The 24,751-nt window shown below is 56.4% G+C and carries 22 protein-coding genes; 16 read left to right on the top strand and 6 right to left on the bottom strand.

Annotated elements, in window-relative coordinates; genetic code table 11:
• The first annotated feature begins 146 nt into the window (after positions 1 to 146).
• From H7849_RS12520 to H7849_RS12505, 4 genes are all read left to right on the top strand, one after another.
• Positions 147 to 2,456 (top strand): cohesin domain-containing protein, encoded by a 2,310-nt coding sequence (locus tag H7849_RS12520; RefSeq protein ID WP_186746955.1) that lies wholly within the window; start codon positions 147 to 149, stop codon positions 2,454 to 2,456.
• Positions 2,457 to 2,504: 48 nt separating this feature from the next.
• A complete protein-coding gene (locus tag H7849_RS12515; RefSeq protein WP_186746953.1) occupies positions 2,505 to 2,972 on the top strand; it encodes a type II secretion system protein in 468 nt (155 codons plus the stop codon).
• A gap of 2 nt (positions 2,973 to 2,974) precedes the next feature.
• The gene (locus tag H7849_RS12510) at positions 2,975 to 3,394 is read left to right on the top strand and encodes a type II secretion system protein (RefSeq protein WP_186746952.1); all 420 of its coding nucleotides are present in this window, start codon (positions 2,975 to 2,977) and stop codon (positions 3,392 to 3,394) included.
• 99 nt (positions 3,395 to 3,493) lie between these two features.
• Positions 3,494 to 4,237, top strand: a complete 744-nt coding sequence (locus H7849_RS12505; RefSeq protein WP_186746951.1) for a urocanate hydratase family protein — start codon at positions 3,494 to 3,496, stop codon at positions 4,235 to 4,237.
• On the opposite strand, the gene yihA is transcribed toward H7849_RS12505, so the two are convergent.
• Positions 4,216 to 4,812, bottom strand: a complete 597-nt coding sequence (gene yihA, locus H7849_RS12500; protein ID WP_186746950.1) for a ribosome biogenesis GTP-binding protein YihA/YsxC — start codon at positions 4,810 to 4,812, stop codon at positions 4,216 to 4,218. The genes H7849_RS12505 and yihA overlap by 22 nt on opposite strands.
• A gap of 179 nt (positions 4,813 to 4,991) precedes the next feature.
• On the opposite strand from yihA, the gene H7849_RS12495 reads away from it, so the two are divergent.
• Genes H7849_RS12495 through accC form a run of 3 tightly spaced genes read left to right on the top strand, consistent with a single transcriptional unit; the run spans position 4,992 to position 7,997 of the window.
• Entirely contained in the window at positions 4,992 to 6,083 is a 1,092-nt protein-coding gene (locus H7849_RS12495) for a M24 family metallopeptidase (protein ID WP_285288949.1), read from the top strand.
• A 27-nt stretch (positions 6,084 to 6,110) separates the two neighbouring features.
• On the top strand, positions 6,111 to 6,614 hold the full coding sequence (gene accB / locus H7849_RS12490) for an acetyl-CoA carboxylase biotin carboxyl carrier protein (protein ID WP_186746949.1): 504 nt from the start codon (positions 6,111 to 6,113) through the stop codon (positions 6,612 to 6,614).
• A gap of 6 nt (positions 6,615 to 6,620) precedes the next feature.
• The gene (accC, locus tag H7849_RS12485; protein ID WP_186746948.1) at positions 6,621 to 7,997 is read left to right on the top strand and encodes an acetyl-CoA carboxylase biotin carboxylase subunit; all 1,377 of its coding nucleotides are present in this window, start codon (positions 6,621 to 6,623) and stop codon (positions 7,995 to 7,997) included.
• 7 nt (positions 7,998 to 8,004) lie between these two features.
• Here accC and vapC read toward each other — a convergent pair whose 3' ends face one another.
• From vapC to H7849_RS12470, 3 genes are read right to left on the bottom strand one after another with little or no spacing between them, the layout of a single operon-like run.
• Positions 8,005 to 8,412 (bottom strand): type II toxin-antitoxin system VapC family toxin, encoded by a 408-nt coding sequence (vapC, locus tag H7849_RS12480; RefSeq protein ID WP_222439805.1) that lies wholly within the window; start codon positions 8,410 to 8,412, stop codon positions 8,005 to 8,007.
• Positions 8,413 to 8,414: 2 nt separating this feature from the next.
• Complete coding sequence (locus H7849_RS12475; protein WP_186746946.1) at positions 8,415 to 8,621, bottom strand: type II toxin-antitoxin system VapB family antitoxin; 207 nt, start codon at positions 8,619 to 8,621, stop codon at positions 8,415 to 8,417.
• 48 nt (positions 8,622 to 8,669) lie between these two features.
• Complete coding sequence (locus tag H7849_RS12470; RefSeq protein ID WP_186746944.1) at positions 8,670 to 9,986, bottom strand: ankyrin repeat domain-containing protein; 1,317 nt, start codon at positions 9,984 to 9,986, stop codon at positions 8,670 to 8,672.
• A gap of 200 nt (positions 9,987 to 10,186) precedes the next feature.
• Here H7849_RS12470 and thiE point away from each other — a divergent pair, with 200 nt between their 5' ends.
• From thiE to H7849_RS12455, 3 genes are read left to right on the top strand one after another with little or no spacing between them, the layout of a single operon-like run.
• On the top strand, positions 10,187 to 10,819 hold the full coding sequence (thiE, locus tag H7849_RS12465; RefSeq protein ID WP_186746942.1) for a thiamine phosphate synthase: 633 nt from the start codon (positions 10,187 to 10,189) through the stop codon (positions 10,817 to 10,819).
• A gap of 12 nt (positions 10,820 to 10,831) precedes the next feature.
• Positions 10,832 to 12,382 carry an APC family permease gene (locus H7849_RS12460; RefSeq protein WP_186746940.1) on the top strand — a complete coding sequence of 517 codons (1,551 nt, stop codon included), beginning with the start codon at positions 10,832 to 10,834 and terminating at the stop codon, positions 12,380 to 12,382.
• Positions 12,383 to 12,421: 39 nt separating this feature from the next.
• The gene (locus tag H7849_RS12455; RefSeq protein ID WP_186746938.1) at positions 12,422 to 13,969 is read left to right on the top strand and encodes an amino acid permease; all 1,548 of its coding nucleotides are present in this window, start codon (positions 12,422 to 12,424) and stop codon (positions 13,967 to 13,969) included.
• Between the two features lie 57 nt (positions 13,970 to 14,026).
• On the opposite strand, the gene H7849_RS12450 is transcribed toward H7849_RS12455, so the two are convergent.
• Positions 14,027 to 14,632, bottom strand: a complete 606-nt coding sequence (locus H7849_RS12450; protein WP_186746937.1) for a GNAT family N-acetyltransferase — start codon at positions 14,630 to 14,632, stop codon at positions 14,027 to 14,029.
• A 204-nt stretch (positions 14,633 to 14,836) separates the two neighbouring features.
• Here H7849_RS12450 and H7849_RS12445 point away from each other — a divergent pair, with 204 nt between their 5' ends.
• The gene (locus H7849_RS12445; protein WP_222439804.1) at positions 14,837 to 18,211 is read left to right on the top strand and encodes a TonB-dependent receptor; all 3,375 of its coding nucleotides are present in this window, start codon (positions 14,837 to 14,839) and stop codon (positions 18,209 to 18,211) included.
• Here the strand turns inward: H7849_RS12445 and H7849_RS12440 are convergent.
• Entirely contained in the window at positions 18,205 to 18,630 is a 426-nt protein-coding gene (locus tag H7849_RS12440) for a MarR family winged helix-turn-helix transcriptional regulator (RefSeq protein ID WP_186746935.1), read from the bottom strand. The genes H7849_RS12445 and H7849_RS12440 overlap by 7 nt on opposite strands.
• Positions 18,631 to 18,760: 130 nt before the next feature.
• Here H7849_RS12440 and H7849_RS12435 point away from each other — a divergent pair, with 130 nt between their 5' ends.
• The 5 genes from H7849_RS12435 (at position 18,761) to H7849_RS12415 (ending at position 24,741) form a co-directional block, all read left to right on the top strand.
• Positions 18,761 to 19,519, top strand: a complete 759-nt coding sequence (locus tag H7849_RS12435) for an SDR family NAD(P)-dependent oxidoreductase (RefSeq protein WP_186746933.1) — start codon at positions 18,761 to 18,763, stop codon at positions 19,517 to 19,519.
• 222 nt (positions 19,520 to 19,741) lie between these two features.
• Entirely contained in the window at positions 19,742 to 21,040 is a 1,299-nt protein-coding gene (locus H7849_RS12430) for an efflux RND transporter periplasmic adaptor subunit (RefSeq protein ID WP_186746931.1), read from the top strand.
• 26 nt (positions 21,041 to 21,066) lie between these two features.
• Positions 21,067 to 21,786, top strand: coding sequence for an ABC transporter ATP-binding protein (locus H7849_RS12425; RefSeq protein WP_186746930.1), 720 nt, complete (start codon positions 21,067 to 21,069; stop codon positions 21,784 to 21,786).
• A 184-nt stretch (positions 21,787 to 21,970) separates the two neighbouring features.
• On the top strand, positions 21,971 to 22,675 hold the full coding sequence (locus tag H7849_RS12420) for an ABC transporter ATP-binding protein (RefSeq protein WP_186746928.1): 705 nt from the start codon (positions 21,971 to 21,973) through the stop codon (positions 22,673 to 22,675).
• A 29-nt stretch (positions 22,676 to 22,704) separates the two neighbouring features.
• Complete coding sequence (locus H7849_RS12415) at positions 22,705 to 24,741, top strand: TolC family protein (RefSeq protein WP_251106765.1); 2,037 nt, start codon at positions 22,705 to 22,707, stop codon at positions 24,739 to 24,741.
• Positions 24,742 to 24,751 lie beyond the last annotated feature (10 nt).

Genomic DNA, 24,751 nt, shown 5'->3' with positions numbered 1-24,751 from the left:
TATCTTTTCACGGGGATTGCGATGCTATAATCGGCCAGCGTCGTGGCATGAAGAGAAGCTGGTGGTTGGCCCGAATTCCTCTGTCAGAAGATGCCTCGCAAGCCCTTCTACGAATTTCCTCCCCAGAGATGGTTGCCTGGAGTTGCATGAATTATAGAGCCGTGAAACTGTGCTTTTTTTTTCTTGGATTTGTTTTTCTTTTGGGTTCTTCCGTTACGGCCCATGCGCAGTCTGCAAAGTCGTTTTATAAGCAGGGCATAAACGCCGAAGCCAAGGACGATGTAGAGACGGCTTACGAGGACTATTACAAGGCCTTCCAGAAAGATCCTAAAGACCTGCGCTACAAGACCGCCTATGAGCGTACGCGTTTCGGCGCTGCCGCTGCACATATCCACAAAGGCCAAAAGCTGCGTGACCAGGGCGATAACACCGGCGCGCTGACCGAATTTCTGCATGCGATCGAAATCGACCCCAGCAACGAGCTGGCACAGCAGGAGATTCGGGCGACGCGGGATAAGTTGAATGCGCCTCCGAACCAGGAGACCTCGGTTTCGCCGAATGCGACCGCGGCGTTGAACGACATTGGCGGACCGCTGGAACTGAAGCCGCTGTCGAATGAACCGATCACGCTGCACATGGTGGAAGACAGCAAGATCGTCTACCAGACGGTGGGCAAGGCGGCAGGCGTCAATGTGCTGTTCGATCCGGAATACACGTCGAAGCGCGTGCAGGTGGATCTGACCAATGTGTCGTTGTACGACGCGCTGAGGATTATCGGCACGATTACAAATACGTTCTGGCGGCCGATTACCTCGAACACGATTTTCGTAGCACAGAACAATCGCGGCAAGCGCGCGGAACTGGACGAACAGGCGGTACAAACGTTTTACCTGACCAACGTTTCGCAGCAGCAGGACCTGAACGATGTGCAGACAGCGCTGCGCAACGTGTTTACGACTGCGAAGCTGTATGCGGTGCCGAGCCAGAATGCGATCATCATGCGCGGTACTCCGGATGAGCTGCTGCTGGCGCAAAAGCTGATCAACGATCTGGACAAAGCGAGGGCGGAGGTTGTGGTCGACGTTGCGGTGATGGAAGTGAACCGCGACAAGCTGCGGCAAATCGGTATTCAGTTGCCGCAGACGGCGACGATCAACTTCCAGCAGTCGAATGCAAACCAGAGTTCAACTTCTACATCGTCTTCGTCATCTTCAACCAGCACGAGTAGTACGAGTACGAGCAATGGTTTGACGCTGAACGATCTTGCGCACCTGAATGCGACGAATTTTGCCGTAACGATCGGGCAGTCAACGGTCAATCTTTTGCTCAGCGATTCCGATACGAAGCTGTTGCAGAATCCGCGCGTGCGTGCTTCAGACGGTCAACAGGCCACGCTCAAAATCGGTGAAAAGCTGCCGGTGGCTACTGGGTCGTACCAGACGGGCGCGGCGACGGCGATTGTAAGCTCGCTGGTGAATACACAGTTCCAGTATCTGGACGTGGGCGTAAATATCGACATGAAGCCGACGGTGCACTATGACCGCGACGTGACGATCAAGTTGAAGATCGAGGTCTCATCGCAGAGCGGTACTGTGAACCTGGGCGGCATCAACGAACCGATTATCAAGAATGACAGCTCAGAGCAGACGATTCGCCTGAAGGAGGGCGAGGCTAGCATTCTGGGCGGCATTCTTACGCGGCAAGACAATAAGTCATTGAGCGGCACGCCGGGATTGGCGGAGCTGCCGATTCTGCGTTACATCTTCGGGTCTGAGACGCATGAAGTCATCGACGACGAGATCGTCTTCGTTGTGATTCCGCACGTGGTGCGGGCTGCGCAGATTTCTCCGCTTAATACGCGGCAGATCGATTCGGGCACGACGAACACGATCGAATTGCGCAGAATCCAGGGGCAGGCGGCGCCTCCTCAGCCAACTCCGGCAGTTCAGCCGGTTCCGCAGGCGGGTAGTGTGCCAGGGCAGACGGCTGAAGGCGCGGCGGCGAGTGCCGTGAGCCAGATGCAGCAGCAGGCGAATGCCGGCGCTCCGGTGAGTCTGCAGTTGGCTTCGCCTCCGGCGGCACAGAAGGTGGGTGGAAGTTTCCAGGTGGCGGTGAACCTTTCGGGAGGGCAGGATATCTTCTCGGTGCCGCTGCAGATGCAGTACGACAGCTCGAAGCTGACCCTCATCAATGTGGATTTAGGGACGCTGCTGGGCAAGGATGGACAGGCAGTGGCGCTGGTGCATCGGGATGATGGCAGTGGTGGCGTGGCGATTTCAGCTTCGCGGCCGCCGGGTGCGGGCGGGATCAGCGGCTCGGGATCGGTGCTGCTGCTGACCTTCCAGGCGAAGGCGCCAGGAGATGCGTCGATTGCGATTACGCGGCCGATGGTGAGAAACAGCTCGCAGCAGGTGGTGCCGGCAGTTGGATCGCAGGCGGTGGTTCATGTGCAGTAGTGCGCGGCGGTTTCAGCTCACGCGACGATTCGTTGTGGTTGTTTGCTGATGTGTTTTCAAGCTAAATCCAGGCGCGGCGAAGCCGGTCTTACGCTGGTGGAGCTGATCGTCACTGTGGCGATTCTTGCGATTCTGGCGTCGGCGGCGATTCCGCTGACTCGGCTGGAAGCAAAGCGGATAAAGGAGCGAGAGCTTCGGTACGACCTTTGGCAGATGCGCGACGGGATCGATCATTACAAGGATGCGGCCGAGCGCAATGCCTTCATGACAAAGGTGGACAGCTATAACTATCCGCCGGATCTGCAGACGCTTGTGGATGGAGTGGATGTGCAGGGCAAGAAGGTCAGGTTTTTGCGGCGAATCCCGGTCGATCCGATGACGGGCAAGGATGACTGGGGAATGCGGTCGATGCAGGATGATCCGAACAGCGATTCCTGGGGCGGACAAAATGTGTTCGACGTGTATTCGAAGTCGGATGGAACGGCGCTGGACGGAACGAAGTACAACACGTGGTGACGATGCGGTCTGAGAGAACAACACGTAGGCCCTGGTTGCAGGCGGGCGGCTTTACGCTGGTCGAGCTGATGGTGGTGATGCTGATCATCAGCGTGCTGGCCGCGATCGCGGTTCCCGCTTTCATTGCATCCATCAAATCTGCACGCGAAGCGGTACTGAAAGAAGACCTTTTCACGATGCGACGGGCCATCGACTCCTACACGATGGATAAGGAGAAAGGGCCGCAGTCACTGGATGATCTTGTGCAGGGTGGATACCTCAAGGAAGTTCCCGTCGATCCGATGACGCATAGCCCGACAACGTGGGTGACGGCGACCAGCGACGTGCTCGAGAGCGTGGACCAGTCTGACCCTGGGATTAACGATGTACACAGCGGGTCAGAGCAGGTAGGAAGCAACGGGCAGCCTTATTCGAGCTGGTGATTCGGCCCGTAAGTCTTGCCGTTTCTTATTTTGGCATACAGAAAGCGGATTCTGCACTCTGATCGGCCCTGGATGAGAACGACTAACATCTAAAGAAGCATGTTGGTCGATCAGAATATTCCCGATACAGCGGAAGTCTTTGATCACTTTGAGGCTTTGACGTCGATTGCGCCGGAGCCCGGTGGTTTACTGGTGTTTTATGGCGAACTGGATGGCCGCGGGTTAGCGACGGCGGTTGCTGCGAATATTGCCGGTGCAGCGTCGCTGGGCGTGGATGCGGATGCGGCTCGGGTGAAACAGGCGGTGCGGCAGGGGCTTTGCGATTTCATGGTGAACAGCCTGGATGAGGCATTGCGGATTTTGAAGAACGAAATCCGCAAGAAGCAGCCCGTTGCTGTGGCCCTGGTGGGCGATCCGGAGCGCGTGGTTGCCGAGATGCTGGAGCGTGGCGTGCAGCCTGATCTTGTGGCTTGTGGCGGATTGCAATTTGCAGGCTTTATTGAGCGCGGTGCGAAGGTGCTGCCGGCGGCTGTGGCGAACACGGACTGCCTGATTGTGACGTGGAGTGTTTCGCAGGATGCAGCGCAGTGGCTGCCGCGCGTGGACGCAGTGGCCCTGGATACATTGAAAGGCGCTACGGATCAGCGGGTACAGTGGATCCGGCTGGCTCCGCGCTATCTGCAAAAAAGTTTGTCACGCGAGCGCTATGTGCGAATGCATGCCGAAGAACTTGCGCGCTTCGTTGAACTTCTGCAGGAGCGCACGCGGTCGGGAGAGATTGCCGTGCCGGTTCAGATTTCAAGTGATGGCCAAACGGTGGTTCATTCTTCGGCTGCTTTATAGATCGCTGACCACACTTCTTTCAATCCAGCGCCGGTTTTTGAGGAGCACAGGAGGAGATCTTCGACCGCGAGTCCTTTGCGGAGGTCGGCTTGTGCTTTGACGCGTGCATTGCCCGAGAGGCGGTCGGCCTTGGTCCCGACGACGAGAAAACGGCGGTTGTAGGACCTTAGAAAATGGATGAGCTGCGCGTCGCTCTTTTGCGGAGGGATATTGCTGTCAACGAGACAGAAACACAGCGCTAATGTCGGGCGGTCGGCGAGGTAGGGCTCGATAAATTTTGGCCACTCCGCGGAGATGGATTTTGAAAGCTTCGCATAGCCATAGCCGGGGAGATCGGCGAAGTACATTTGTGGCTGCTGGCGCTCGGGGGAGTCGGTGATTGAGAAGAAGTTGATGGCGCGGGTGCGTCCGGGGGTAGATGAAACGTGTGCTTGCTTCGAGCCCAGAAGCGCGTTCAACAGACTTGATTTGCCAACGTTGGAACGGCCGAGGAAGGCGATCTCGGGCATGGTTGGCAGTGGGAAGCGCTCGGGGGAAACGGCGGACAGTAGGAATTTGGAGTAAACACGCTGCATGGTGAAAGGGCAAGTATAGAGGAGATTCGTTGGCGGACTGAAAAGGTTGGTTAAGTTTGTGTCTTTCCACCCTTCGCTATGTCCGGGATGGGTCCGCCGTTATCGTGCGGTTGGTTAGGAAATGCAGATCCTTCGCGTTGCTCAGGATGACAGCCTTCACACCTGCTATAACTTTGTGAGTGAGGAATCATTTAGGGCGTATTCGGGCTCTGCGTAAGCAGATGCGGGAGCAGGGAATTGACGCGATGCTGGTGACGCATCTGCCGGATGTTCGCTATGTATGCGGTTTTACCGGATCGAATGCGGCGCTGGCTGTGACGGCGAAGCGCGCGGCGATGTTTACCGATGGGCGCTACACTTCTCAATCCAAAGAAGAGACGCTGGGCGCTCGCGTTGTGATTGCGAAGAAGTCGGCGCTGCGCGAGGCCTGCGCGTGGCTGGAAGAGCCTGGCGTTGCTGCTGCGTATTTTGATCCGGAACAGACTACGGTGGCTGCGCTGGAGATAATGCGCGATGCGCTGAGCAAAGGGAAGCGGCGTGGATTCTTTCAAGCTTTGAAAAAGCCCATTGTTTCGGAACTGCGCATGGTGAAGGATGCCGACGAGTTGCTGCTGATGGAGCGGGCTGCGCTGCTGGGGTGCAATCTGTTTACGGCGGTGCTGCCGCATATGCAGGCGGGCGTGACGGAATCGGAAATCGCGGCCGATCTTGAATTTTTTGCGCGCAGCATGGGCGCGGAGGGCATGTCGTTTGAGACGATCGTGGCTTCGGGAAAGCGGTCGGCGCTTCCGCATGGACGCGCGACAACAGCGAAGGTGCCGGGGCGCGGCTTCGTGACGCTCGACTTCGGTGTTATTCTCAATGGTTATTGTTCAGATATGACGCGCACTGTCCACATGGGCAAGCCGGGCAGGGAAGAACAGTCTGCGTACGAGGCAGTGCTGGAGGCGCAGGAGGCAGCGGTTGCTGCAGTAAAGCCAGGCGCAACTTGTGGAGAAGTAGATGAAGCCGCGCGGAGTGTGCTGCGCGGGGCAAAGCTGGACAAGTACTTTACCCATTCCACTGGGCATGGTGTCGGGATTGAGATTCACGAGTCGCCGCGGGTTGCGGCAGAGCAAAAGCAGGTGCTTGAGCCGGGCATGGTGATTACGATAGAGCCGGGCGTTTACATCGAAGGGAAATTTGGCATTCGCATTGAAGACATGGTTGCCGTGACAAAGAGCGGCGGAAAAATTCTGACGCCTGCGCCGAAGGCGATGATCCAGTTATGATGCTGTGAGCCACAGCGAGATATCGAGATGAATCCAGAAGAGATGAAAGAACTCAAAGAGTTAATTGAGTTCCTGAAAGAAAGTAAGATTGGCGAGTTTGACCTCGAGCGCGGCGACCTGAAGGTCCGCATCAAGTTTGCCCAGGAAGGCGCTTCGGCTGATCTGGCGAGTTTGAGTCGGCTGCTGGCGGCTGCACCTGCCGCGGTTCCTCCTCCGATTACGTTGCCTGCGGTGCAGGCGGCGGCTGCCGCACCAACTGCGGCTCCTGTTCCCGTGAGCGATGATGCTTCCCTGCACATTGTGAAGTCGCCGATTGTCGGGACATTTTATGAGGCGCCTGGTCCGGGAACGCCAGCGTTCGTGAAAGTTGGCGATCAGGTGGAGCAGGGGCAGGTGCTCTGCATCATCGAGGCGATGAAGTTGATGAATGAGATCGAGTCCGATGCGACGGGCGAGATCGTGAAGCGTTTTGTCCAGAATGGCCAGCCGGTGGAGTATGGCCAGCAGCTCTTTGCGGTGCGTCCGCACTAGGTTTCTATGTTTCGTAAGGTTTTGATCGCCAATCGTGGCGAAATTGCGCTGCGTGTGATTTGTGCCTGCAAGGAACTGGGCATTCGCACGGTGGCTGTATATTCCGAAGCTGACCGCAACTCGCTGCATGTGCGCTTTGCCGATGAGGCCATTTGCATCGGGCCGCCGCGCTCAGCGGAGAGTTATCTCAATGTTCCGGCCGTCATCAGCGCGGCCGAAATTGCCGATGTGGACGCGATTCATCCCGGCTATGGACTGCTGAGCGAGAACGCGAATTTCGCGGAAGTGTGCCGCGCTTCGAATATCAAGTTCATTGGGCCGCCACCGGAAGTGACGCGGTTGATGGGCGAGAAGGAGAAGGCGCGTCAGGCAATGAAGAAGGCCAAGGTGCCAATTCTTCCCGGTTCAGACGGCGTGATTCAGAACGAAGACGAAGCAATCGAATGGGCAAAGTCGGTTGGCTTTCCGGTGATTCTGAAAGCGACGGCTGGCGGCGGTGGACGCGGCATGCGCGTCGTACGTTCTGCTGATGAGCTGCCGGGGCTTTTCCAGGCGGCGAGCAGCGAGGCGGCGAATGCCTTCGGCAACGGCTCTCTCTATATGGAGAAGTTCATCGAGAGGCCACGGCACATCGAATTTCAGATTCTGGCCGATGAGCATGGCAATGTGATTTCGCTGGGCGAGCGCGAGTGTTCGATTCAGCGGCGGCATCAGAAGCTGATTGAAGAGGCTCCGTCGCTGCAGGTGACGCAAAAGATGCGCGACGACATTGGCAAGACGCTGAAGCGGTCGCTGGAAGGTGTCGGCTACCAGAACGCGGGCACGATTGAGTTTCTGATGGATGAGGATGGCAAGCTGTACTTCATCGAAATGAACACGCGCATTCAGGTTGAGCATCCGGTGACGGAGATGGTGACGGGGATCGATCTGGTCAAAGCGCAGCTGCGCATTGCTTCGGGCGAGAAGCTTTCGAGCATTCTGCCGGAGCCGACGACGATTCGCGGGCATGCGATTGAATGCCGCATCAACGCGGAGCATCCGGAGAAGTTCACGCCGTCAGCCGGAAAGATTACGGTTTTTAATATTCCGGGTGGCAATGGCATCCGTGTGGATACTGCGCAGTACGCGGAAGGTGTTGTGCCTCCGTATTATGATTCGCTGATTGCCAAGCTGATTGCGCATGGCAAGGATCGCAATGAGGCGATGGCGCGCATGCGGCGAGCGCTCGATATGTTCGTGGTCGAAGGGATTCACACGACGATTCCGCTGCATCGCGGAATTTTTCTCGACGATGAGTTCCGTGAGGGGCAGTTCGATACGAAGTTCATGGAACGGTACTTCGAGCGCGAGAAAGAGCGCAAGGAAGCTGAGCTTGGGGTTTAGTCATTCATTAAGGCTTGAAGATTCCAAGTGAAATGCATTTCCTGTATCGCTGAAAATCTTCATCGAGCGTGAAGACCTCCCATTTACGTCGTACGGCTACAGCGGAGATAAAGAAATCAATGGGATTTCCTGCCACTCCTTCCGCCCGGCAACGATTTGCGATCCTCGCTGCTTCTTCGTGATCTTCTGTCGTGATGACGACGTCGTGAAAGGCACGCAACGTTCGACGCAATTTTTCAAATTGTTGCTGGTGACGGATTCCGCTAAGCAATTCCTGCCGTATAACTCCCAGTAACTGCGCGCGCCCTTCCATTATCAACTCCTCAAGCGCACGACGGAGCCGCAGTTGCTGGTTATTCAAATTTTCCTGTTGACGTCGTAAGGCTAAAGACCAGACAGAGGTATCGACGAGCACGATCACTGTTTGCGCAAAGACCTTTCTGCTTTGTAGTTGTATGCGGGAGCGAAGTCTATTTTGCCAAAAAGCCGGATGACTTCAAGCTGCTTATGTCGCTGAATGTATTCCTCAAGCGCAGCTGTAACTGCAGCCTTCTTGGATTTGTGTCCTCCGATCAAGCGGGCTTCGTTGATCAATTCGTCGTCGAGAGCGAGATTAGTGGCCATGTGTATATTGTTACACATTACATTGTGTGATTACGGGAAAACGGAAAGCTAAAATCGCGGCTTTTCATCTTCTGACCAATACCAAGTCGGCTCAGTGTGGCTGCCGTGTTTTTTCAGCAGATCGTCGACTTGTTTGTTAATCGCAGCGTGGCGAGGCGGGACTCTGGCGCCGGCTGCTATCAGTGTTCTAATGATTGCGGTGTAGCGCTCGGGATCGCCCCCGTGTGCTGCCGACCATAGGGTCTGGCCGAGCACCGTTCCTCCGTAGATATTTTCGAAATCAAGCGGCGGATTGTGTTGCAGCAGGAGCTTGATCGTATCCAAGTGGCCTCCGATGACCGCACAATGCAGGCCGGTTTGGCCGTCACCTCCGTGTGTTGCGAGATCGATACATTTCGTTAGCAGAAATTGGACGACTTCTGTATGACCGTAGCCGCAGGCGTATAAGAATCCTGATTCCAGTTGCTTTTGAGTAGCGCTCGGTTTGAGCACGCCGCCATCTTCGAAGTAATTCCTGACAAGATCGAGACGGCCGATACCTGCGGCGGATTCGAGCGTCAGTACCGCACCACGCTCGGCGAGAAACGCTGCGGCTCTAAGACGGCCGTTTGCAAGGCAGCTCAAAACTGCCTGTGGGCGGTTCCTTGGGCTATCTAGCTGCTCAATACTTGCACCATGGTCGAGCAGGGTTTGAAGAAGCCCTACCTGCACGCCGGCGAGTTCGGGGTGAATGCTTGTCGCTGCGAGGCCGAGTGTCGTTGCTCCGCCGCCATAGACATTTGCCGTTGCATCGATCTCGGCGCCAGCTTCGAGCAGAAGATTTGTGATCTGCACAATGTTCTTTGGAGTTTTCTGGCGGTAGTTTTCGACTCCGTTCGCCGCGACGTAATGCAGCAGTGTGGCTTGGTGTTCGCGGGTCGAGCGCATGTGGATGAGTTGGGGGTCTTCGCGCAGCAAGCGCCTTAACGCTGCAAATTTACCTGTGATAATAGCGTCGGCTGCAGCTTCGAATCTGGAAAGGGATGAGCTCTGTTTCGCTAACGCATTAAGATGCTTTACGAACTTCGGCCAGTTCTCGAAGCCGTGCGAGCGTGCGATAACAAATTGTGCACTCGATAGCGTGCAACTTTCAGAAAGCTGTTCTCGCGCGAAGCGTTCAGTTCGATTGGCATCGCGCGTCTTCTCGATGGCCGGTCGCTTACCATGTGTGTGCTTGGCGATTGCTTCGATCCATCGGTTGGTCCACTCGCTGATCGCGGTTTCGTCGCTTGATTTAGAGGCCTTGAGGAGTTCTTTGGCTAGTTTCCTGTAGCGTTCGAGGCTCGGACGTGGAGGGAGGGGCAGCACATCCTGCGGATTGGGCATACGAATCTCCTTTCAATGCATGCCTGGAGTCCGCACGAGTCAGGCTGAAAGAAGGTTCGTGACCTTCGGTTGTGAATTCTTTGGGTGGGCAAAGCCCTTTCCGCGGACTGGGTGCGCCCCTAACGCTGCTCTTCTCTTATCACAGTGAGGAAAGGGCCGGCAACCTGAAGTCTTGTCTGGTTTTCATTTACGCTGAGGGCATGGCTCTTTCGTTGCCGCCGCTTTACCCAATTCTTGATGCGTCGTTTCTGCCTGACTTCGAACGAGGCGCTTACCTGATGCGCGTCGTTTGCGAACTGGAGGAGGCCGGTGTCACGCTGCTGCAGTACCGGAATAAGCACAGCGTTGAAGAGATTCCGCATGATGCACTGATCATGCGCGGGGGTGCTACAAGCGCGGTTAGGCTCATCATGAACGATCATCCAGAGCTTGCGGTCGATGCTGGCTTTAATGGCGTGCATGTGGGGCAGACGGATGTCGCTCCGCTTGAAGCGCGCAAGGTTGTAGGGCCGGAACGGATTGTCGGCGTTTCGACTCACAATCGTGCACAGCTTGAGGCTGCAGATAAAATGCCGGTGGATTACATCGCGTTCGGGCCGGTGTTCACGACGGCGTCGAAGGCTAATCCTGACCCGGTGGTGGGGTTGGATGGCGTGAGCGAGGTGCGCAGTCTCACTAAAAAGCCTCTGGTGGCAATTGGCGGGATTACGCTTGAGAATGCGCGCTCAGTGCTTGATGCTGGCGCGAACTCCGTCGCCGTGATTTCAGCGATATTTGGGCCGGGCAAAGATTCTGCGAAAATAGCAAAAGACTTTCTCCGCATTTTCCGGTAGAACAAACAACAAGTGACCACGAGTACCCGACCCTCTCCAACACAGGCAGAAACTGCCAGCCCGCATCTGGTGCAGCGGCTTGGTCTGTTTAGCTCGACGGCGATTGTCGTCGGGTCGATGATTGGCTCCGGCATCTTTATTGTTCCTGCGGAGATTGGCCGGGGCGTGGGATCGCCGTCGCTGATGATTGGGGCGTGGCTGGTGACGGCGGTGATGACGATCATCGGCGCACTCAGCTACGGCGAACTGGCTGCGATGATGCCGTCGGCAGGCGGACAATACGTCTATTTGAGAGAAGCACTTGGCCCCATGTGGGGCTTTCTTTTTGGGTGGACACTTTTCCTCGTGATCCAGACGGGCACGATTGCCGCAGTGGCTGTCGCTTTCGGGAAGTTTCTGGGTGTTTTCTTTCCGGCGATTTCGTCATCGCACTGGGTGCTTCATCTGGGGCACGTGCCTGCCGTCAAGCTTGGACCGATGGTGCTGGGAAATATGGACATTGGCCTGAACACGGCTAATCTGACGGGCATCATTATCATGCTGGTGCTGACCGGGATCAATATCCTCGGCGTGCGGCTGGGGGCGCTGGTGCAGAATGTTTTCACAACAGCAAAGACGGCAGCGCTACTGGGGCTGGTGGTGATTGGGTTCCTGTTTGGACGGAATCCGGCGGCGATTGCAGCGAATTTTGGTCACAACTTCTGGCATGGCGCGTCGTGGAGCACGCTGCATCCGGTGCAGGTGGGCGTGGGTGGCCCGATTGCGATGGTTGGGTTGCTTGCGATCCTTGCCGTGGTGCAAACGGGGTCGCTGTTCTCTGCCGATGCGTGGAACAACGTGACGTACACGGCGGGCGAGATTCGTAACCCGAAGCGGAACCTGCCGCTATCACTCGTGTTGGGCACGGTGATTGTGATTTCGCTGTATGTTGCAGCGAATTTTGTTTACCTCTTTGCGTTGCCGCTACATGGCGATCCGCATGGCGCTACTGCGATCGCGCGCGGAATTCAATATGCCGCGGAAGATCGCGTGGCCACCGTGGTGCTGCAGCAGATTTTCCAGAATGGCGGCGCCTTCCTCATGGCGGGCGCGATTCTGATCTCGACATTTGGCTGTGCCAATGGGCTGATCCTTGCAGGGGCGCGTGTCTACTATGCGATGAGCCGCGACGGGCTGTTTTTCAAGTCCACGAGCAAGCTGCATCCACGCTATAAGACCCCAGCTGCGGCGCTTGTGATTCAGGCGGTGTGGACTTGTTTTCTGTGCCTGACGGGGTCGTATAGTCAACTGCTGGAATACATTATCTGCACCGAGCTGATCTTTTACATGTTGACGATCGCCTGCTTGTTTGTACTGCGCAGGCGGCGACCAGATGCCGAACGTCCTTATCGTGCGATAGGATATCCGGTTCTGCCTGCGATTTATATCGGTATGGCGGCGTGGATATGTGTCGTATTATTGCGCTACAAGCCGCAATTCACATGGCCGGGAATAATGATTGTTCTGCTCGGGATTCCCGTATTCGCCGTGTGGTCGCGCCGCGGGCAGGCCGTGGCGGACTGATTTCTGATTCGATTTCCCCTGGAAGGAAAAAGCTCGTAGATGGCTAATCTGTTTGCAGTTAAACATATCTCCACGCTGAAGAGCGAAGCCGGCGAAGAAGGAGAGCACACACTCAGGCGGTCGCTGGGGCCGGTGAATCTGATTACGCTGGGCGTGGGTGCGGTGATCGGCGCAGGCATTTTTGTGCTCACCGGGCAGGCTGCGGCGCTGCATGCGGGGCCTGCGATTGCGCTGAGCTTCATTCTTGCGGGGATTACGTGCGCCTTTGCCGGACTCTGTTATGCCGAGTTCGCCTCGCTGATTCCGATTGCCGGGTCGGCTTACACCTATGGATATGCGACGCTGGGCGAACTGGTGGCGTGGATCATCGGCTGGTGCCTGTGCCTGGAATACGCCTTTGGAGCAGCGACCGTGGCTTCGGGGTGGTCCGGATATTTTCTGAGTCTGCTGGAGCAGCTCGGGCTGACGCCATCGGCATCGCTGGCTCCGTTTACGACGACGTATGGCAATGTGCTGTATCTCTATCACGGTCGCTGGCTGCCGTTTATGTCGCTGCCGATGGGTGTGACGGACGTCTCAGGTCTGCCGCATGTGACGGGCGTCTTCAACCTGATTGCTTTTGTCGTGATTGGGGTGGTGACAGTGGTGCTAGTGCGCGGCATCAAGGAGTCGGCCAATCTCAATTCTGCGATCGTGTTCGTGAAGGTCGGTGTTGTCTTTATCTTCCTTTTTCTGGGCATCGGATTTCTATTGCAGCATCCTGATCTGGCGCGGATGAACTGGCATCCTTTCATTCCACCGAAGATCGGGCCGGGGCAGTTTGGCATCAGCGGTATTGCAGCGGGCGCGGCGTCGGTCTTTTTTGCGTATATCGGGTTCGATGCGGTATCGACAGCGGCGCAGGAGGCGAAGAATCCGCAACGCGATATGCCGATTGGCATTCTTGGATCGCTGGTGATCTGCACGATTCTTTATATTGCTGTTTCGCTTACGCTGACGGGATTGGTGAGTTATAAGGCGCTGAATGTGGCCGAGCCGGTGGCTATCGGCATTGACGCGACGGGCGTGAAGTGGGGCGGCCTGCTGGTGAAGATCGGCGCGGTGTTTGGACTGGGCACCGTCATGCTGGTGATGTTACTGGGGCAATCACGTGTGTTCTATTCTATGTCGCGTGATGGGCTGCTACCGAAGTGGGCGGGGGCAATTCATCCGAAGTTCCGCACGCCGTGGATCTCGAACATTATTGTCGGCACGATCGTTGCCTTTCTTCCGGCGCTGTTGCCGATCGACAAGCTGAGCGCCATGGTGAATATGGGAACGCTGCTGGCGTTCGCGATTGTCTCGGCGGGTGTGTGGATTCTGCGCGTGCGGCATCCAGAGATGGAGCGTCCGTTCAAGACGCCGCTGGTTCCGCTGGTCCCGATCTGCGGGATTGTCAGCGCGCTTTATCTGATTGCGAACCTGCCGACGCTCACATGGATTGTGGTGGGCATCTGGCTAGTCGTCGGGCTTGTGATTTACTTCAGCTATTCGACGAAGCACAGCAAGGTGCAGAAGCTGGAAGCTCGTGCTACTGCGAAGCAGTAAACATTACGGCTAACTCGAAGTGCCCATCTTCGGCTCGCGAAAGATGGGCATTTGTTTTTAGCCTGAAGCGCGTTGCAAATGCTTTTGCATGCGGGTTTCCAGCCGTGCCTTCACCTCTGGCCATTCTTCATCGATGATGCTGTACCAGTGACTGTGCCGCGCGCTGCCATCGGGCATGATGACGTGATTGCGGAAAACTCCTTCGGGCTTGGCGCCGAGAGCCTGGATGGCAGTCTGTGATTTCACGTTCTGCTGATGGGTCTTAAAAGCGACGCGACGCGCGCCCATCACTTCAAAAGCATGGCGAAGCTGAAGGTATTTCGCTTCGACGTTGATCCCGCTCCGCTGGTAGTCAGGGTACACCCAGGTCCAGCCGATTTCTAACGTTTTATGGAAGGGCTGGATGTCGGCGAATCGGGTTGAGCCGATGATGCGATTGTCTCTTTTCGAGCGAGTGGCCCAGGGCATGGCTGTGCCTGCAGCGGCAGCATCGAGCCCGGTCTGGATATAGCGGCGCAGGTCGTCCTCACCTTTCATCGGATCGGTCATCCAGCGCCAGATGTCAGTGTTGAATGCAATCTCGGCGAGTTCAGCAAAGTGACTCATGCTAAGTGGTTCAAGACGAACGACGGTGCCTTCGAGCGTAACGGGAGCAACTTGCATGAAAGTAGTGTAACCACTCGCGTCCTGTTTCTGGCGCCTTAGCCTCTTGGGGCGGGTGGTTCGCCCTGCAGTTGTGCGATTCGGCCTTCGTCTCCATATAATGAATGTTTGTGCGGGTGTAAGCATTTTCACTGGAAAGCGTCCTGCATTGATCCTCCGAGGAACAGGTATCACTCTTTGATTGCAGGCTGCTCGAAAGCCGAAGTGAGAAGACTATTTCCTGCGCTGCTGGCGCTTCTATGCCTTGCACTGAGCACAGTTGCGTGGTCGCAGCATGATGAGATTCCAACGTGGGGCGGCGAACTGCGTGATTCCAGCGGCGTTCCGATAGCAGACGCGACCGTATGGCTTACCGAACAAGGGCATAAGCACGCCGCTGTTACTGCCGCGAATGGGAGCTTTGCTTTCAAAAACCTGCCGGCCGGGAGTTACACGCTGTCGGTTGAGACTGCGGGAAAACTGAGCAACGCGAGCCAGCCAGTCTTGCTGGCTATGGATCATGTAACCGTATTGGTTACGATATCAGACCGGGGCGGGCTGGCAATTGCTGAACAAAAGGAGCAGAACGAGGCCACCGGTGGGGAGCAGCTTTCCAGCCGTGCCGTGAGTGAGTTGCCACTGAACAAGCGCGACTTCAGCACTCTGCTGTTGCTTGCCGCTGGAACCATGACGGACACGAACGGCGCAACCAACTTCACGCAACAGTTTGCGATTAACGGGCAGCGCGGCGTCGAGGCAACGTTTGCGATGGACGGATCCGATACGAGCGATCCGGAAATGGGTGGCGGCACTTTTACCAATTTCAACGTCGATGCGGTGGAGGGGATTCAGTCGAGTTCCGGATGGATGCCTGCCGAGATCGGGCGCGGTGCTGCCGGCTTCACAAACATCATCACGCGCTCCGGCAAGAGCGGCTTTCACGGTTCGTTCTTCGAGTTCTTGCGCAACTCGGCCCTGGATGCGCGGAATTATTTCGATCATCCGACAGAGGGTAGAATTCCGCCATTCCGCCGCAATGAGTTTGGATTCACGAACGGCGGACCGGTTGTGATCCCGCACCTTTTCGATGGAAGCGGGAAAACGTTCTACTTCGGTCAATATCAGGGCTTTCGCCAGGTACTGGGCACGACGCAGGTGTTAGCGGTGCCTACAGCCGACGAGCGTTCTGGCTCGGACACGAGCGCGTTTCCGGGTGACACGCTGTATGTTCCGGTGGATTCGCAGATGGCGCGCATACTGGCGCGGTATCCGCTGCCCAATTTTCCCCAAGGACCGTACGGAGCGCACACCTATGCGACTTCCTCGAAGGTCATTACGAATGCCAACCAGTTTTCAATTCGCATCGATCAGACGCTGGATGAGAAGTCGCAGATATTCGCGCGATTTACCTGGGACAATCTGACAGGACCGACGACCAATCCCGATCAGACGGCGATCGATCCGAGCTTTGCCGTCGAATACAAAGATCATCAGCGCAACGGAGTGCTGACGTATTCGCGTGTGATTTCGCCGCAGTATTCCTTTGACTCGTCGATTGACTTTACGCGCTCCACGCCCGGGTTTCCGACGCCGAACCACACGGATGCCGCAGTGAAGTTCAATGACGGACTCTTTGAGGCCTTCAATTCTGCCGGCGGTTCGGTGATGCAGGCCTATGGCAATCTCATTCAAGCACGGCAGAATTTTTCCTACATCAGAAGCGGCCACGCGTGGAAGTTTGGCGGCGAAGTGCGGCTGAACCGCGACACGACCTATTTCGGCATCAGCCCCAACAATGAATATGATTTTGGCGGCGGTACGGCGTATTCGCCGGTCGAAATTCTGTCTCAAAGCGGTACGCACAATGTGAATGTCGGAGATCCGCTGCCTGATACGCTCTCCGGACTGTTGACTGGCACTCCGTTTTCCTACAACGTTGCGGTCGCTCCGCCATACTTTTCGGGTGGCAATCACATCGGGCCTGCGGCGATCAATCGAAACAATTTTGCCTTTTACATTCAGGACACCTGGAAGATTTCTGATCGCTTTGTGCTGGACTACGGCATTCGCTATGACGTGTATTCGCCCATCACGGAGCGGGCGAAGCGAACATCGAGTATCGTGACGACGAAGACGGCGACCGGGTATCAACAGGAATTTCTTGTGAATCCGCAGCCGGGATACCAGACAAACTACAACGGCTTTGAGCCGCGCGTGCAACTGGACTGGCGCGCTACCCAGAAGCTGCACGTGCGCGCTGGCGGAGCGATGATGGTGATTCCGCCGAATATCTGGCAGGACAATTCGCTGACCGGCTCGACGCCGTTTGTGATTTATCCACATCTGAGTGCTGCACCGGGCGCGCAATTTCATTATGGCTTTCAGATCACACCGGATGAATTACCGCGTGCCTATTCGACATCAGGAGTGGACATCTTCGCCAGCGGCAATACGAAAGATGTGCCTGCGAATACCGTTCTCGACGTGGACCGCTACGAGCATGACATGGCGGCGCTGACGCCAAGCCACCAGATCACGCCGCTGAATCTTGCCGGGATTGACAGGAATTTCGGCAACGGATGGCTGGAAACCTGGACGCTTGGACTGGAGCGGCAATTTGGAAACGTCACCGCCGATGTCGCATATGTAGGTACTGCGGGCGTCAAGCTGCCACGCATGACGTATCCAAACGGATTTGCCGGGGCGAGTCCGGAGTACGCTCCTTATACGCAGTTCGACAGCTCGGGCAACGTGATTGGCGGTTTCGGCGTGGAGAATGTCGTCGATGACACGTCGCATTCGAGCTACAACGCTTTGCAAAGCTCGCTCTCCGGAACATTTCCGCATGGCGGTCCGGGCGTGCAGGCGAGCTATACGTGGTCGAAATCGCTGGATGACGTGAGCGGAGTGATTGGCGGCGGAACGGGTTCCACGGGCGCGCAGGTAGCGTTCGCTCCGCAGGATCCATTCAATACGCATCCTGAAAAAGGGCCGTCGACGTTTGATGTGGCGAACTCTTTCAGCCTGAGCGTGGCGCAGGACCTGCATTTGGACAGTGTCAATTTTCTGGAAGCAGTGACAAAGAAAATTACGCGCGGATGGGAGTTGCTGAGCATTTCGACGATTTCCAGCGGTTCGCCATTCACCATCTATTCGGGGATTCAACAGACAGGCGCGGGTTCGAACGGAACGGATCGGCCCGACCAGATTGGCAAGCCTGATTTATCGACGGCACGCAAAGTGCGCGAAGACTACTTCGGGCTGGGCCCCGCAAATGCCTCGTATTTCTCGATTCCCATCAACCTGTCGGGCGGGACAGGGCCAAACAGTGGACGCTTCGGCCTGCTTGGACGCAACACATTTCGCGGCCCCGCATATTACAACTACGACTTTGCCATGATCAAGGACACGCCTTTCGGCACTCGCACGAGCGGGAGCGAACTGGTAGACCTGCAATTCCGGGCGGAGTTCTTCAATCTCTTCAACATTGTGAATATGGGGCTGCCCGCGAACACGATCAAGGGATCTGGTTTCGGCGAGATCAGCAAAACAGCCGGGACTTCGCGGCAGATTCAGTTCTCGTTGAAGCTGATTTACTGATGAGCGCCTGCCTTCGTCGCAACCAGTTGCAGGATAGAACGAAGCTTCGCCGCGGGTTGCTCCCCAATTAACTTCTCGACTTGCTTTTGGGCCTGCCTCCAAAGCGATGCTGCTTTCTTGTACTTGACCCGTCCGGTCGTGGTGAGCGTGACTTCGCGGCTGCGACGGTCTTTTCCAGGCTGGATCGAGATGAAGCCATCGCGCTCCATTGGGGCCAGGTTGCGCCCCATCGCGGTTTTGTCGGTGTCCATCCATGCGGCAAGATCGGTGATGGTAGCGGAACCGTGGCGCGCAAGCAGGTAAGCGATGGAAAATTGCGTCAGGTTGAGGCCGCTGGGCGCAAGTGTCTCGTCGTAGATGCGGGTGAGTATGCGGCTGGCTTTCCTGACGGATGCGCCATAGCATGGGATTGCGTCCACGGCTTCAGGCCTTTCTGATACATGCATATGCACCTATCTTAACTCCAAAAATTCCTGAATCATAAGATATATGCATATGCATCTATTCTGATGTAAGCCCGGAGATGCAGATTCCGGGAGAGGAGAAAGGATGAACAGGTTAGAAGGAAAAGTGGCCATCGTGACGGGAGCGTCAAAGGGATTGGGCGCGGCGATCGCGAAAAAGCTGGCGGCAGAGGGTGCGTCGGTGGTCGTGAACTACGCCTCGAGTAAGACCGATGCGGATCGCGTCGTCTCGGAGATTGCCGCAAAGGGTGGCAATGCGATTGCCGTCCAGGCGAATGTGGGAGATCGGGCAGAGATAGCAAAGCTCTTCGCGGAAAGCAAGAAAGCTTTTGGCAAGCTCGATGTCCTGGTGAACAACGCGGGTGTGTATGAGTTTCTGCCGTTGGAGGCGATTACGGATGCGCACTATCGCAGGCTGTTCGACGTGAACGTTTTAGGCCTGATTGCGACGACGCAAGAGGCAGTCAAACAGTTCGGTGAAAATGGCGGAAGCATCATCAACGTCAGCTCGATTGTGAGCCTCACTCCGCCGGTCAGCGCGTCTGTTTATTCGGCGACGAAGGGCGCAGTCGATGCGCTGACAGTTTCGTGGGCGAGAGAACTGGCTGTCCGCAAAATCCGCGTGAATACAATTCATCCGGGTCTGATTCCCACCGAAGGCGTACAGGCGAATATGCAAAACGGCAATTATGCCGAGGAACGGATGAAGAAACTGATTTCTGTCACTCCGCTCGGAAGGTTAGGGACGCCGGAGGATGTTGCCCATGCGGCGGTTTACCTTGCTTCGGATGAGTCGGCCTTTATGACAGGGGAGGGGATCGTGCTCTCGGGCGGCTATCGCTGATTCGCTCCAAATTAGAGGTATTGAAGGGGATTTCCAGACGGAAATTCCTTTTTTTTCGTCTTAAGAGCAAGGTCGGCTCGGGTTGTCCGGAAACGGACACATGGTTCCGGAAATGGCCAGTAGCGAGTTCAGATGGTCTGGGCCAGTCATTCACAGCCATATGAATCTAAATGAGTTATCCGGATTTTCAGAATGGTGCGGCAGTTGCAACATTCCTGATCAATGGATATCGCTCGCCCAGATATTAGGAAGAAGAAGTTACGCCGGCAGATCGTTATCGGCGCGATCGGCCTGGTTGTTGTCGCGGCAGCAGCAGCGGCTGTTTACCGGCTGAAGCCGGCGGCTCCGACGGTCGATGCCAGCACAGTGTGGCCGGACACGGTCAAGCGTGGCCCAATGATCGTGCAGGTGCGCGGGCTAGGAACGCTGGTTCCCAGTGAGGAAAGCATCCGGTCGATTCCGTCACAGACGGAAGCGACGGTGACGCGCATTCGCGTTCTGCCGGGCACAAAGGTGACGCCGGACACCGTCATTATGGATCTTACCGACCCGCAACTGGACCAGGAACTGCTCAATGCGCAACTGCAGCTGAAGTCCGATGAAGTGGCGTACCACAATCTGCAGGTTACCCTGCAGAGCGCCCTGATGGACAAGAAGGCATCGGCCGCGACAGTGAATTCCGATTACAGCCAGGCGCAGCTGCAGGCACAGACGGACAAGCAGCTCTATAACCTGGGCGTGATCAGCGGTCTGGCCTACAACAAATCGAAGTCTTCGGCAGATGAATTGACGACACGGAACAAGATATCCGTCGATCAGGTCGACATGAATGATAAATCCATCAAAACGCAGCTGGACGTGCAGCAGGCGAAGATCGATCAGGATAAGGCTCTGCTTCAACTGAAGCAAGACCAGAAGGCTGCGCTTCAAGTGCGCGCCGGAATCGACGGCGTGCTGACTTCTCTTGGCCAGCAGACTTCGACGACCGGGGCTGGCGACCAGGCCACCTTGGGTGTCGGCACGCACGTTGCGCCGGGCACCACGCTGGCAACGGTTGTCGTACCGAACCAGCTCAAGGCCCAATTAAAGATCGCTGAGACCCAGGCACATGACATTCTGCTGGACCAGCCGGCAGAAGTTGATACGCATAACGGCATTGTTCCAGGCCATGTAACAAGAATTGATCCGGCAGTAGTGAACGGAACGCGAACAGTTGACGTAAAGCTAGATGGGCCACTTCCTGCGGGAGCGGTTCCACAACTGAGCGTGGACGGAACGATTGATCTGGAACGTTTGAAAGACGTGCTGTATGTGGGTCGTCCGGCCTTCGGGAATCCGGACAGCACAATCAGCCTGTTCAGGTACGATCCGGACGGCAAGACGGCAACGCGCACGCAGGTGAAGGTTGGCAAGGCATCGGTCACGCAGATTCAGATTCTGGGTGGTCTGCAAGAAGGCGACAAGGTCATTCTGTCGGATATGTCGCGGAACGACAACGTCGATAAAGTTCGTTTGGAATAGTGGGAAAAGCGAGGAGCGAGGTAGACATGGAGAATCCACAATCGTTGATCAATATTGAGGGTCTGACGAAGGTCTTCTACACGGATGAGATTGAGACGCACGCGCTCTCGGGCATTCATCTCACCGTCAACAAGGGCGAATATGTTGCGATGCAGGGCCCGTCGGGCTGCGGCAAATCGACGCTGCTTTCGATTATCGGTCTGCTCGATACGCCTACCGCTGGCAAGTACCTGCTGAACGGGCATGCGGTCGAGAACTTGAATTTTGCGCAGCGCTCGCGCATTCGCAACCAGGAGATCGGCTTCATCTTTCAGAGTTTCAACCTGATCGGCGACCTTACGGTTTACGAGAACGTCGAGCTTCCGCTCACCTACCGCACCGGCATGTCGGCGGCAGAACGCAAGCGCCGCGTCCAGGAATCACTGGAGCGCGTGAGCATGGCGCACCGCATGAAGCACTATCCTTCCCAACTCTCCGGCGGTCAGCAACAGCGTGTTGCGGTGGCGCGCGCCCTGGCCGGTTCGCCGTCAATCCTACTGGCTGACGAGCCTACCGGAAACCTGGATTCGCGCAACGGCGAAGCCGTGATGGAGCTGCTGCAGAACCTGCACAAGGACGGCGCCACGATTGTGATGGTTACACACGATCCTCGGTTTGCGCGCCACGCCGAGCGAAACATTCATCTCTTCGACGGCAAGGTGGTAGCCGAGGGAGATGCGCTCGAACAGGTACTGGAAGCGCGGTAATTTTCACGTTTATGGGGATGGTTCGCGTCGCACACGGTCAAGGTGTGCTCAGGCGAGCCATTGCCCTAAATGAAGTATTGCGGGACGACGGCAGCGCCCTCGACTTCGACTGATAAGGATGCTCTGCTTAGGATGACACTCGCTGGGACGACGCATAATCCCAACGAGGAGGAAAGCGATCTCCATGATTGAACTGAAAAATATTGAACGCAGCTACAAGACGGGCGCAGGGCAAACGTGGGTGCTGCGCCGCATTGGTCTAACGATTCAGGAAGGTGAGTTTGTCACCATCATGGGGCCTTCGGGTGCGGGCAAATCATCGCTGTTGAACGTGCTGGCGCTGCTCGATGATCAGTGGCTGGGCGAGTACTGGTTCAAGGACCAGCCGGTGCACAAGATGAACCGCAAGCAGCGTGCGGAACTGGCGAAGAAAAACGTCGGCATGGTTTTTCAGAGCTATCACCTGCTGGATGACCTGACGGTGCAGGAGAACATTGATCTGCCTCTGTCCTACAAAGACATTCCACGCGCAGAGCGGCAGGGGCTGGTTGCTGACACGCTGGATCATTTTCAGATCGTCGGCAAGAAGGATTTGTATCCATCGCAGCTTTCCGGCGGGCAGCAGCAGCTTGTGGGCATTGCGCGCGCCGTGATTCATAAACCCGCGCTGTTACTTGCCGACGAGCCGACAGGCAATCTGCATTCAACCCAGGCAAAGGAAATCATGGAGCTTTTCCGCGAACTGAATCAGCAGGGAACGACGATCATTCAGGTGACGCACTCTGAATTGAATGCTTCGTATGGCAACCGCATTATCGAAGTCCGCGATGGCTGGATGGTAAAGGATACGGCGCATCCGGAACTGGGCGCGGAGGTGAGCGCATCGTGAGGAGCGGGTCCGGGATTCAGCAGCAGTTGATGGCAGTCGCTCTTTGCTGCCTTGTTTCTTCGAGCACGCTGGCACAGACGGCTCCGTCGTCTTCCCAGGAACAACAACCATCTCAGCAGCAACAGACGACAGCGCCTGGCGCGACCACTCCTGCTCAACAGCAAGCGACGCCTACCCCGGATGCGCCTACAGTCACTCCAACACCAATGCAGCAGACCATCGCTCAGCAGGCCCAGCAAGCGCAGCAAGTTGGTCCCGTGACATCCCAAGCTCCGTTTCACATTGAGCTGCCACACTCGCGCAATCCGTTTGCGCCATATATGCCGAGCACCGTGCCGCCCACCAATCTCACGAACTCGCCTCGCCTCCAAAGCCTGGAACGCGATGGCAAACTGTACGTTTCGCTCCGCGACGCCATCGCTCTCGCGATTGAGAACAATCTCGACATCGCCTATTTCCGCTACAACCTGCCGATTGCGCAGGCCGACCTGCTGCGCACCAAGGCTGGAGGCTTCGCGAACGGTGTGAATACCAGCATCGCGCAAGGTACGCAGGGGGGCTTCAGCTCTTCCGGTGTAGGCAGCGGCGGCGGCGGTGGAAGCACCGGAGCCACGGCGGCCGGCGCCCAAGGCCTTGTCACCTCAACTCTCGGCAACGGCGCCCCCATCAGCTCTTTCGATCCGCAGCTTGCCGTGCAGGCTCTTGTCGACCACACTACGCTCGTACAGGTCAACAAATCTCAGACCGGAGTGCCCATCTTAAAACAAAACACGATTGAGGTAGCGTCCAGCTACTCGCAGGCCTTTTCGCTCGGCACAAATTTTACGATCACTGACTTCGGCGAACGCCAGACCACGAACAGTATCTTCAATATTCTCAGCCCTCAGCTCACCACGAACTTCAACCTTACGATCAACCAGCCCCTGCTCCAAGGCTTTGGACTCGCCACGAACCAGCGCTTCATGCACATCGCCAAACAGAATCTCCAGCTCACGGACCTCGGCTTCAGGGCACAGGTGATCGCCACCATTACCCAGGTTGAAAATATCTACTGGGATCTTGTCAGCGCCTATCAGGATGCTCAAATCAAGGAGCGTTCGCTGGCCTACGCCAACGAGACTCTTTCCGACGACCAGAAACAACTTCAGCTTCAGAACGTTCCTGCTATGCAGGTCATGAAGGACGAGGCCGCTGTGGCCACTGCCGAAGGCGATCTCACTGTTGCCAAAGCGACGCTCAGACTGAACGAACTTCTTATCAAGAACGCGCTCACCAAGACCATTGAAGATCCTGCATTGGCAGACATGCCGGTCATTCCGCTCGATCTCATAGGCTCACCCGACCCTAAGGCTGGAGAGCCGATCGATCAGCTCATTATTGAAGCCGAAAAGAACCGCCCCGACGTGGCTGAAGACCAGATCGCCATGCAGATCGCGCAGAACAACCTCAAGACCATTAAAAACGAGCTACTGCCCAGACTTTCGCTCTACGGACAGTACATCGGCGTAGGCATCGGCGGTCTGATGAACCCTGCTTGCGCCTCGCAGATTATCGATTGCAGCACCACCCTGCCTTCCGATTTTGCCGGAGCCTTCCAGGACACCTTCAATTATTCCTCACCGGAATATCAGGTCGGCTTCTCACTCGTCGTCACCCTCCGCAACCGCGTCGCTAAGGCCGACCAGTTCCGCGCTGTGCTCGACTATCGCCAGAAGGAGTTGAGTTACGAGCAGCAGAAGAAGCAAATTCTGCTCGATGTCCGCAACGCGCAATATTCTCTGCAGCAGGCCCAGGCCCGCGTCAACGCAGCGCAGAAGGCGCGCGATCTGGCACAAAAGACCTTTGATATCTCCAAGCAGGAGCAAAATCTCGGTGCTATGTCCGCATACGACACGCTCACCAGCGAGCAGGCTCTCGCGGTGGCCCAATCCGCGCTTGTCGTGGCCCAGACCGCATTCGAAAAAGCCAAGGCATATATCGACCAAGCTACCGGATTCACGCTTGACCGTACGGATGTTTCCATTGATGACGCGAAGAGCGGTGTAGTAACCCACATGCAACCATAATCGCTGAAGG

The organism is Alloacidobacterium dinghuense, from assembly GCF_014274465.1.
In the GTDB taxonomy this organism is placed as follows: Bacteria; Acidobacteriota; Terriglobia; order Terriglobales; family Acidobacteriaceae; genus Alloacidobacterium; species Alloacidobacterium dinghuense.
Note: the sequence above shows the minus strand (reverse complement) of the source record. Positions and strands in the feature narration are given on the sequence as shown.

Bases quoted from the DNA above. Each gene is read 5' to 3' on its own strand.
- H7849_RS12520 (WP_186746955.1), top strand. From the start codon at position 147: ATGAATTATAGAGCCGTGAAACTGTGCTTTTTTTTTCTTGGATTTGTT.
- H7849_RS12515 (WP_186746953.1), top strand. From the start codon at position 2,505: ATGTGTTTTCAAGCTAAATCCAGGCGCGGCGAAGCCGGTCTTACGCTG.
- H7849_RS12510 (WP_186746952.1), top strand. From the start codon at position 2,975: ATGCGGTCTGAGAGAACAACACGTAGGCCCTGGTTGCAGGCGGGCGGC.
- H7849_RS12505 (WP_186746951.1), top strand. From the start codon at position 3,494: ATGTTGGTCGATCAGAATATTCCCGATACAGCGGAAGTCTTTGATCAC.
- yihA (WP_186746950.1), bottom strand. From the start codon at position 4,812: ATGCAGCGTGTTTACTCCAAATTCCTACTGTCCGCCGTTTCCCCCGAG.
- accB (WP_186746949.1), top strand. From the start codon at position 6,111: ATGAATCCAGAAGAGATGAAAGAACTCAAAGAGTTAATTGAGTTCCTG.
- accC (WP_186746948.1), top strand. From the start codon at position 6,621: ATGTTTCGTAAGGTTTTGATCGCCAATCGTGGCGAAATTGCGCTGCGT.
- H7849_RS12475 (WP_186746946.1), bottom strand. From the start codon at position 8,621: ATGGCCACTAATCTCGCTCTCGACGACGAATTGATCAACGAAGCCCGC.
- H7849_RS12470 (WP_186746944.1), bottom strand. From the start codon at position 9,986: ATGCCCAATCCGCAGGATGTGCTGCCCCTCCCTCCACGTCCGAGCCTC.
- thiE (WP_186746942.1), top strand. From the start codon at position 10,187: ATGGCTCTTTCGTTGCCGCCGCTTTACCCAATTCTTGATGCGTCGTTT.
- H7849_RS12455 (WP_186746938.1), top strand. From the start codon at position 12,422: ATGGCTAATCTGTTTGCAGTTAAACATATCTCCACGCTGAAGAGCGAA.
- H7849_RS12450 (WP_186746937.1), bottom strand. From the start codon at position 14,632: ATGCAAGTTGCTCCCGTTACGCTCGAAGGCACCGTCGTTCGTCTTGAA.
- H7849_RS12435 (WP_186746933.1), top strand. From the start codon at position 18,761: ATGAACAGGTTAGAAGGAAAAGTGGCCATCGTGACGGGAGCGTCAAAG.
- H7849_RS12430 (WP_186746931.1), top strand. From the start codon at position 19,742: ATGGATATCGCTCGCCCAGATATTAGGAAGAAGAAGTTACGCCGGCAG.
- H7849_RS12425 (WP_186746930.1), top strand. From the start codon at position 21,067: ATGGAGAATCCACAATCGTTGATCAATATTGAGGGTCTGACGAAGGTC.
- H7849_RS12420 (WP_186746928.1), top strand. From the start codon at position 21,971: ATGATTGAACTGAAAAATATTGAACGCAGCTACAAGACGGGCGCAGGG.
- H7849_RS12415 (WP_251106765.1), top strand. From the start codon at position 22,705: ATGGCAGTCGCTCTTTGCTGCCTTGTTTCTTCGAGCACGCTGGCACAG.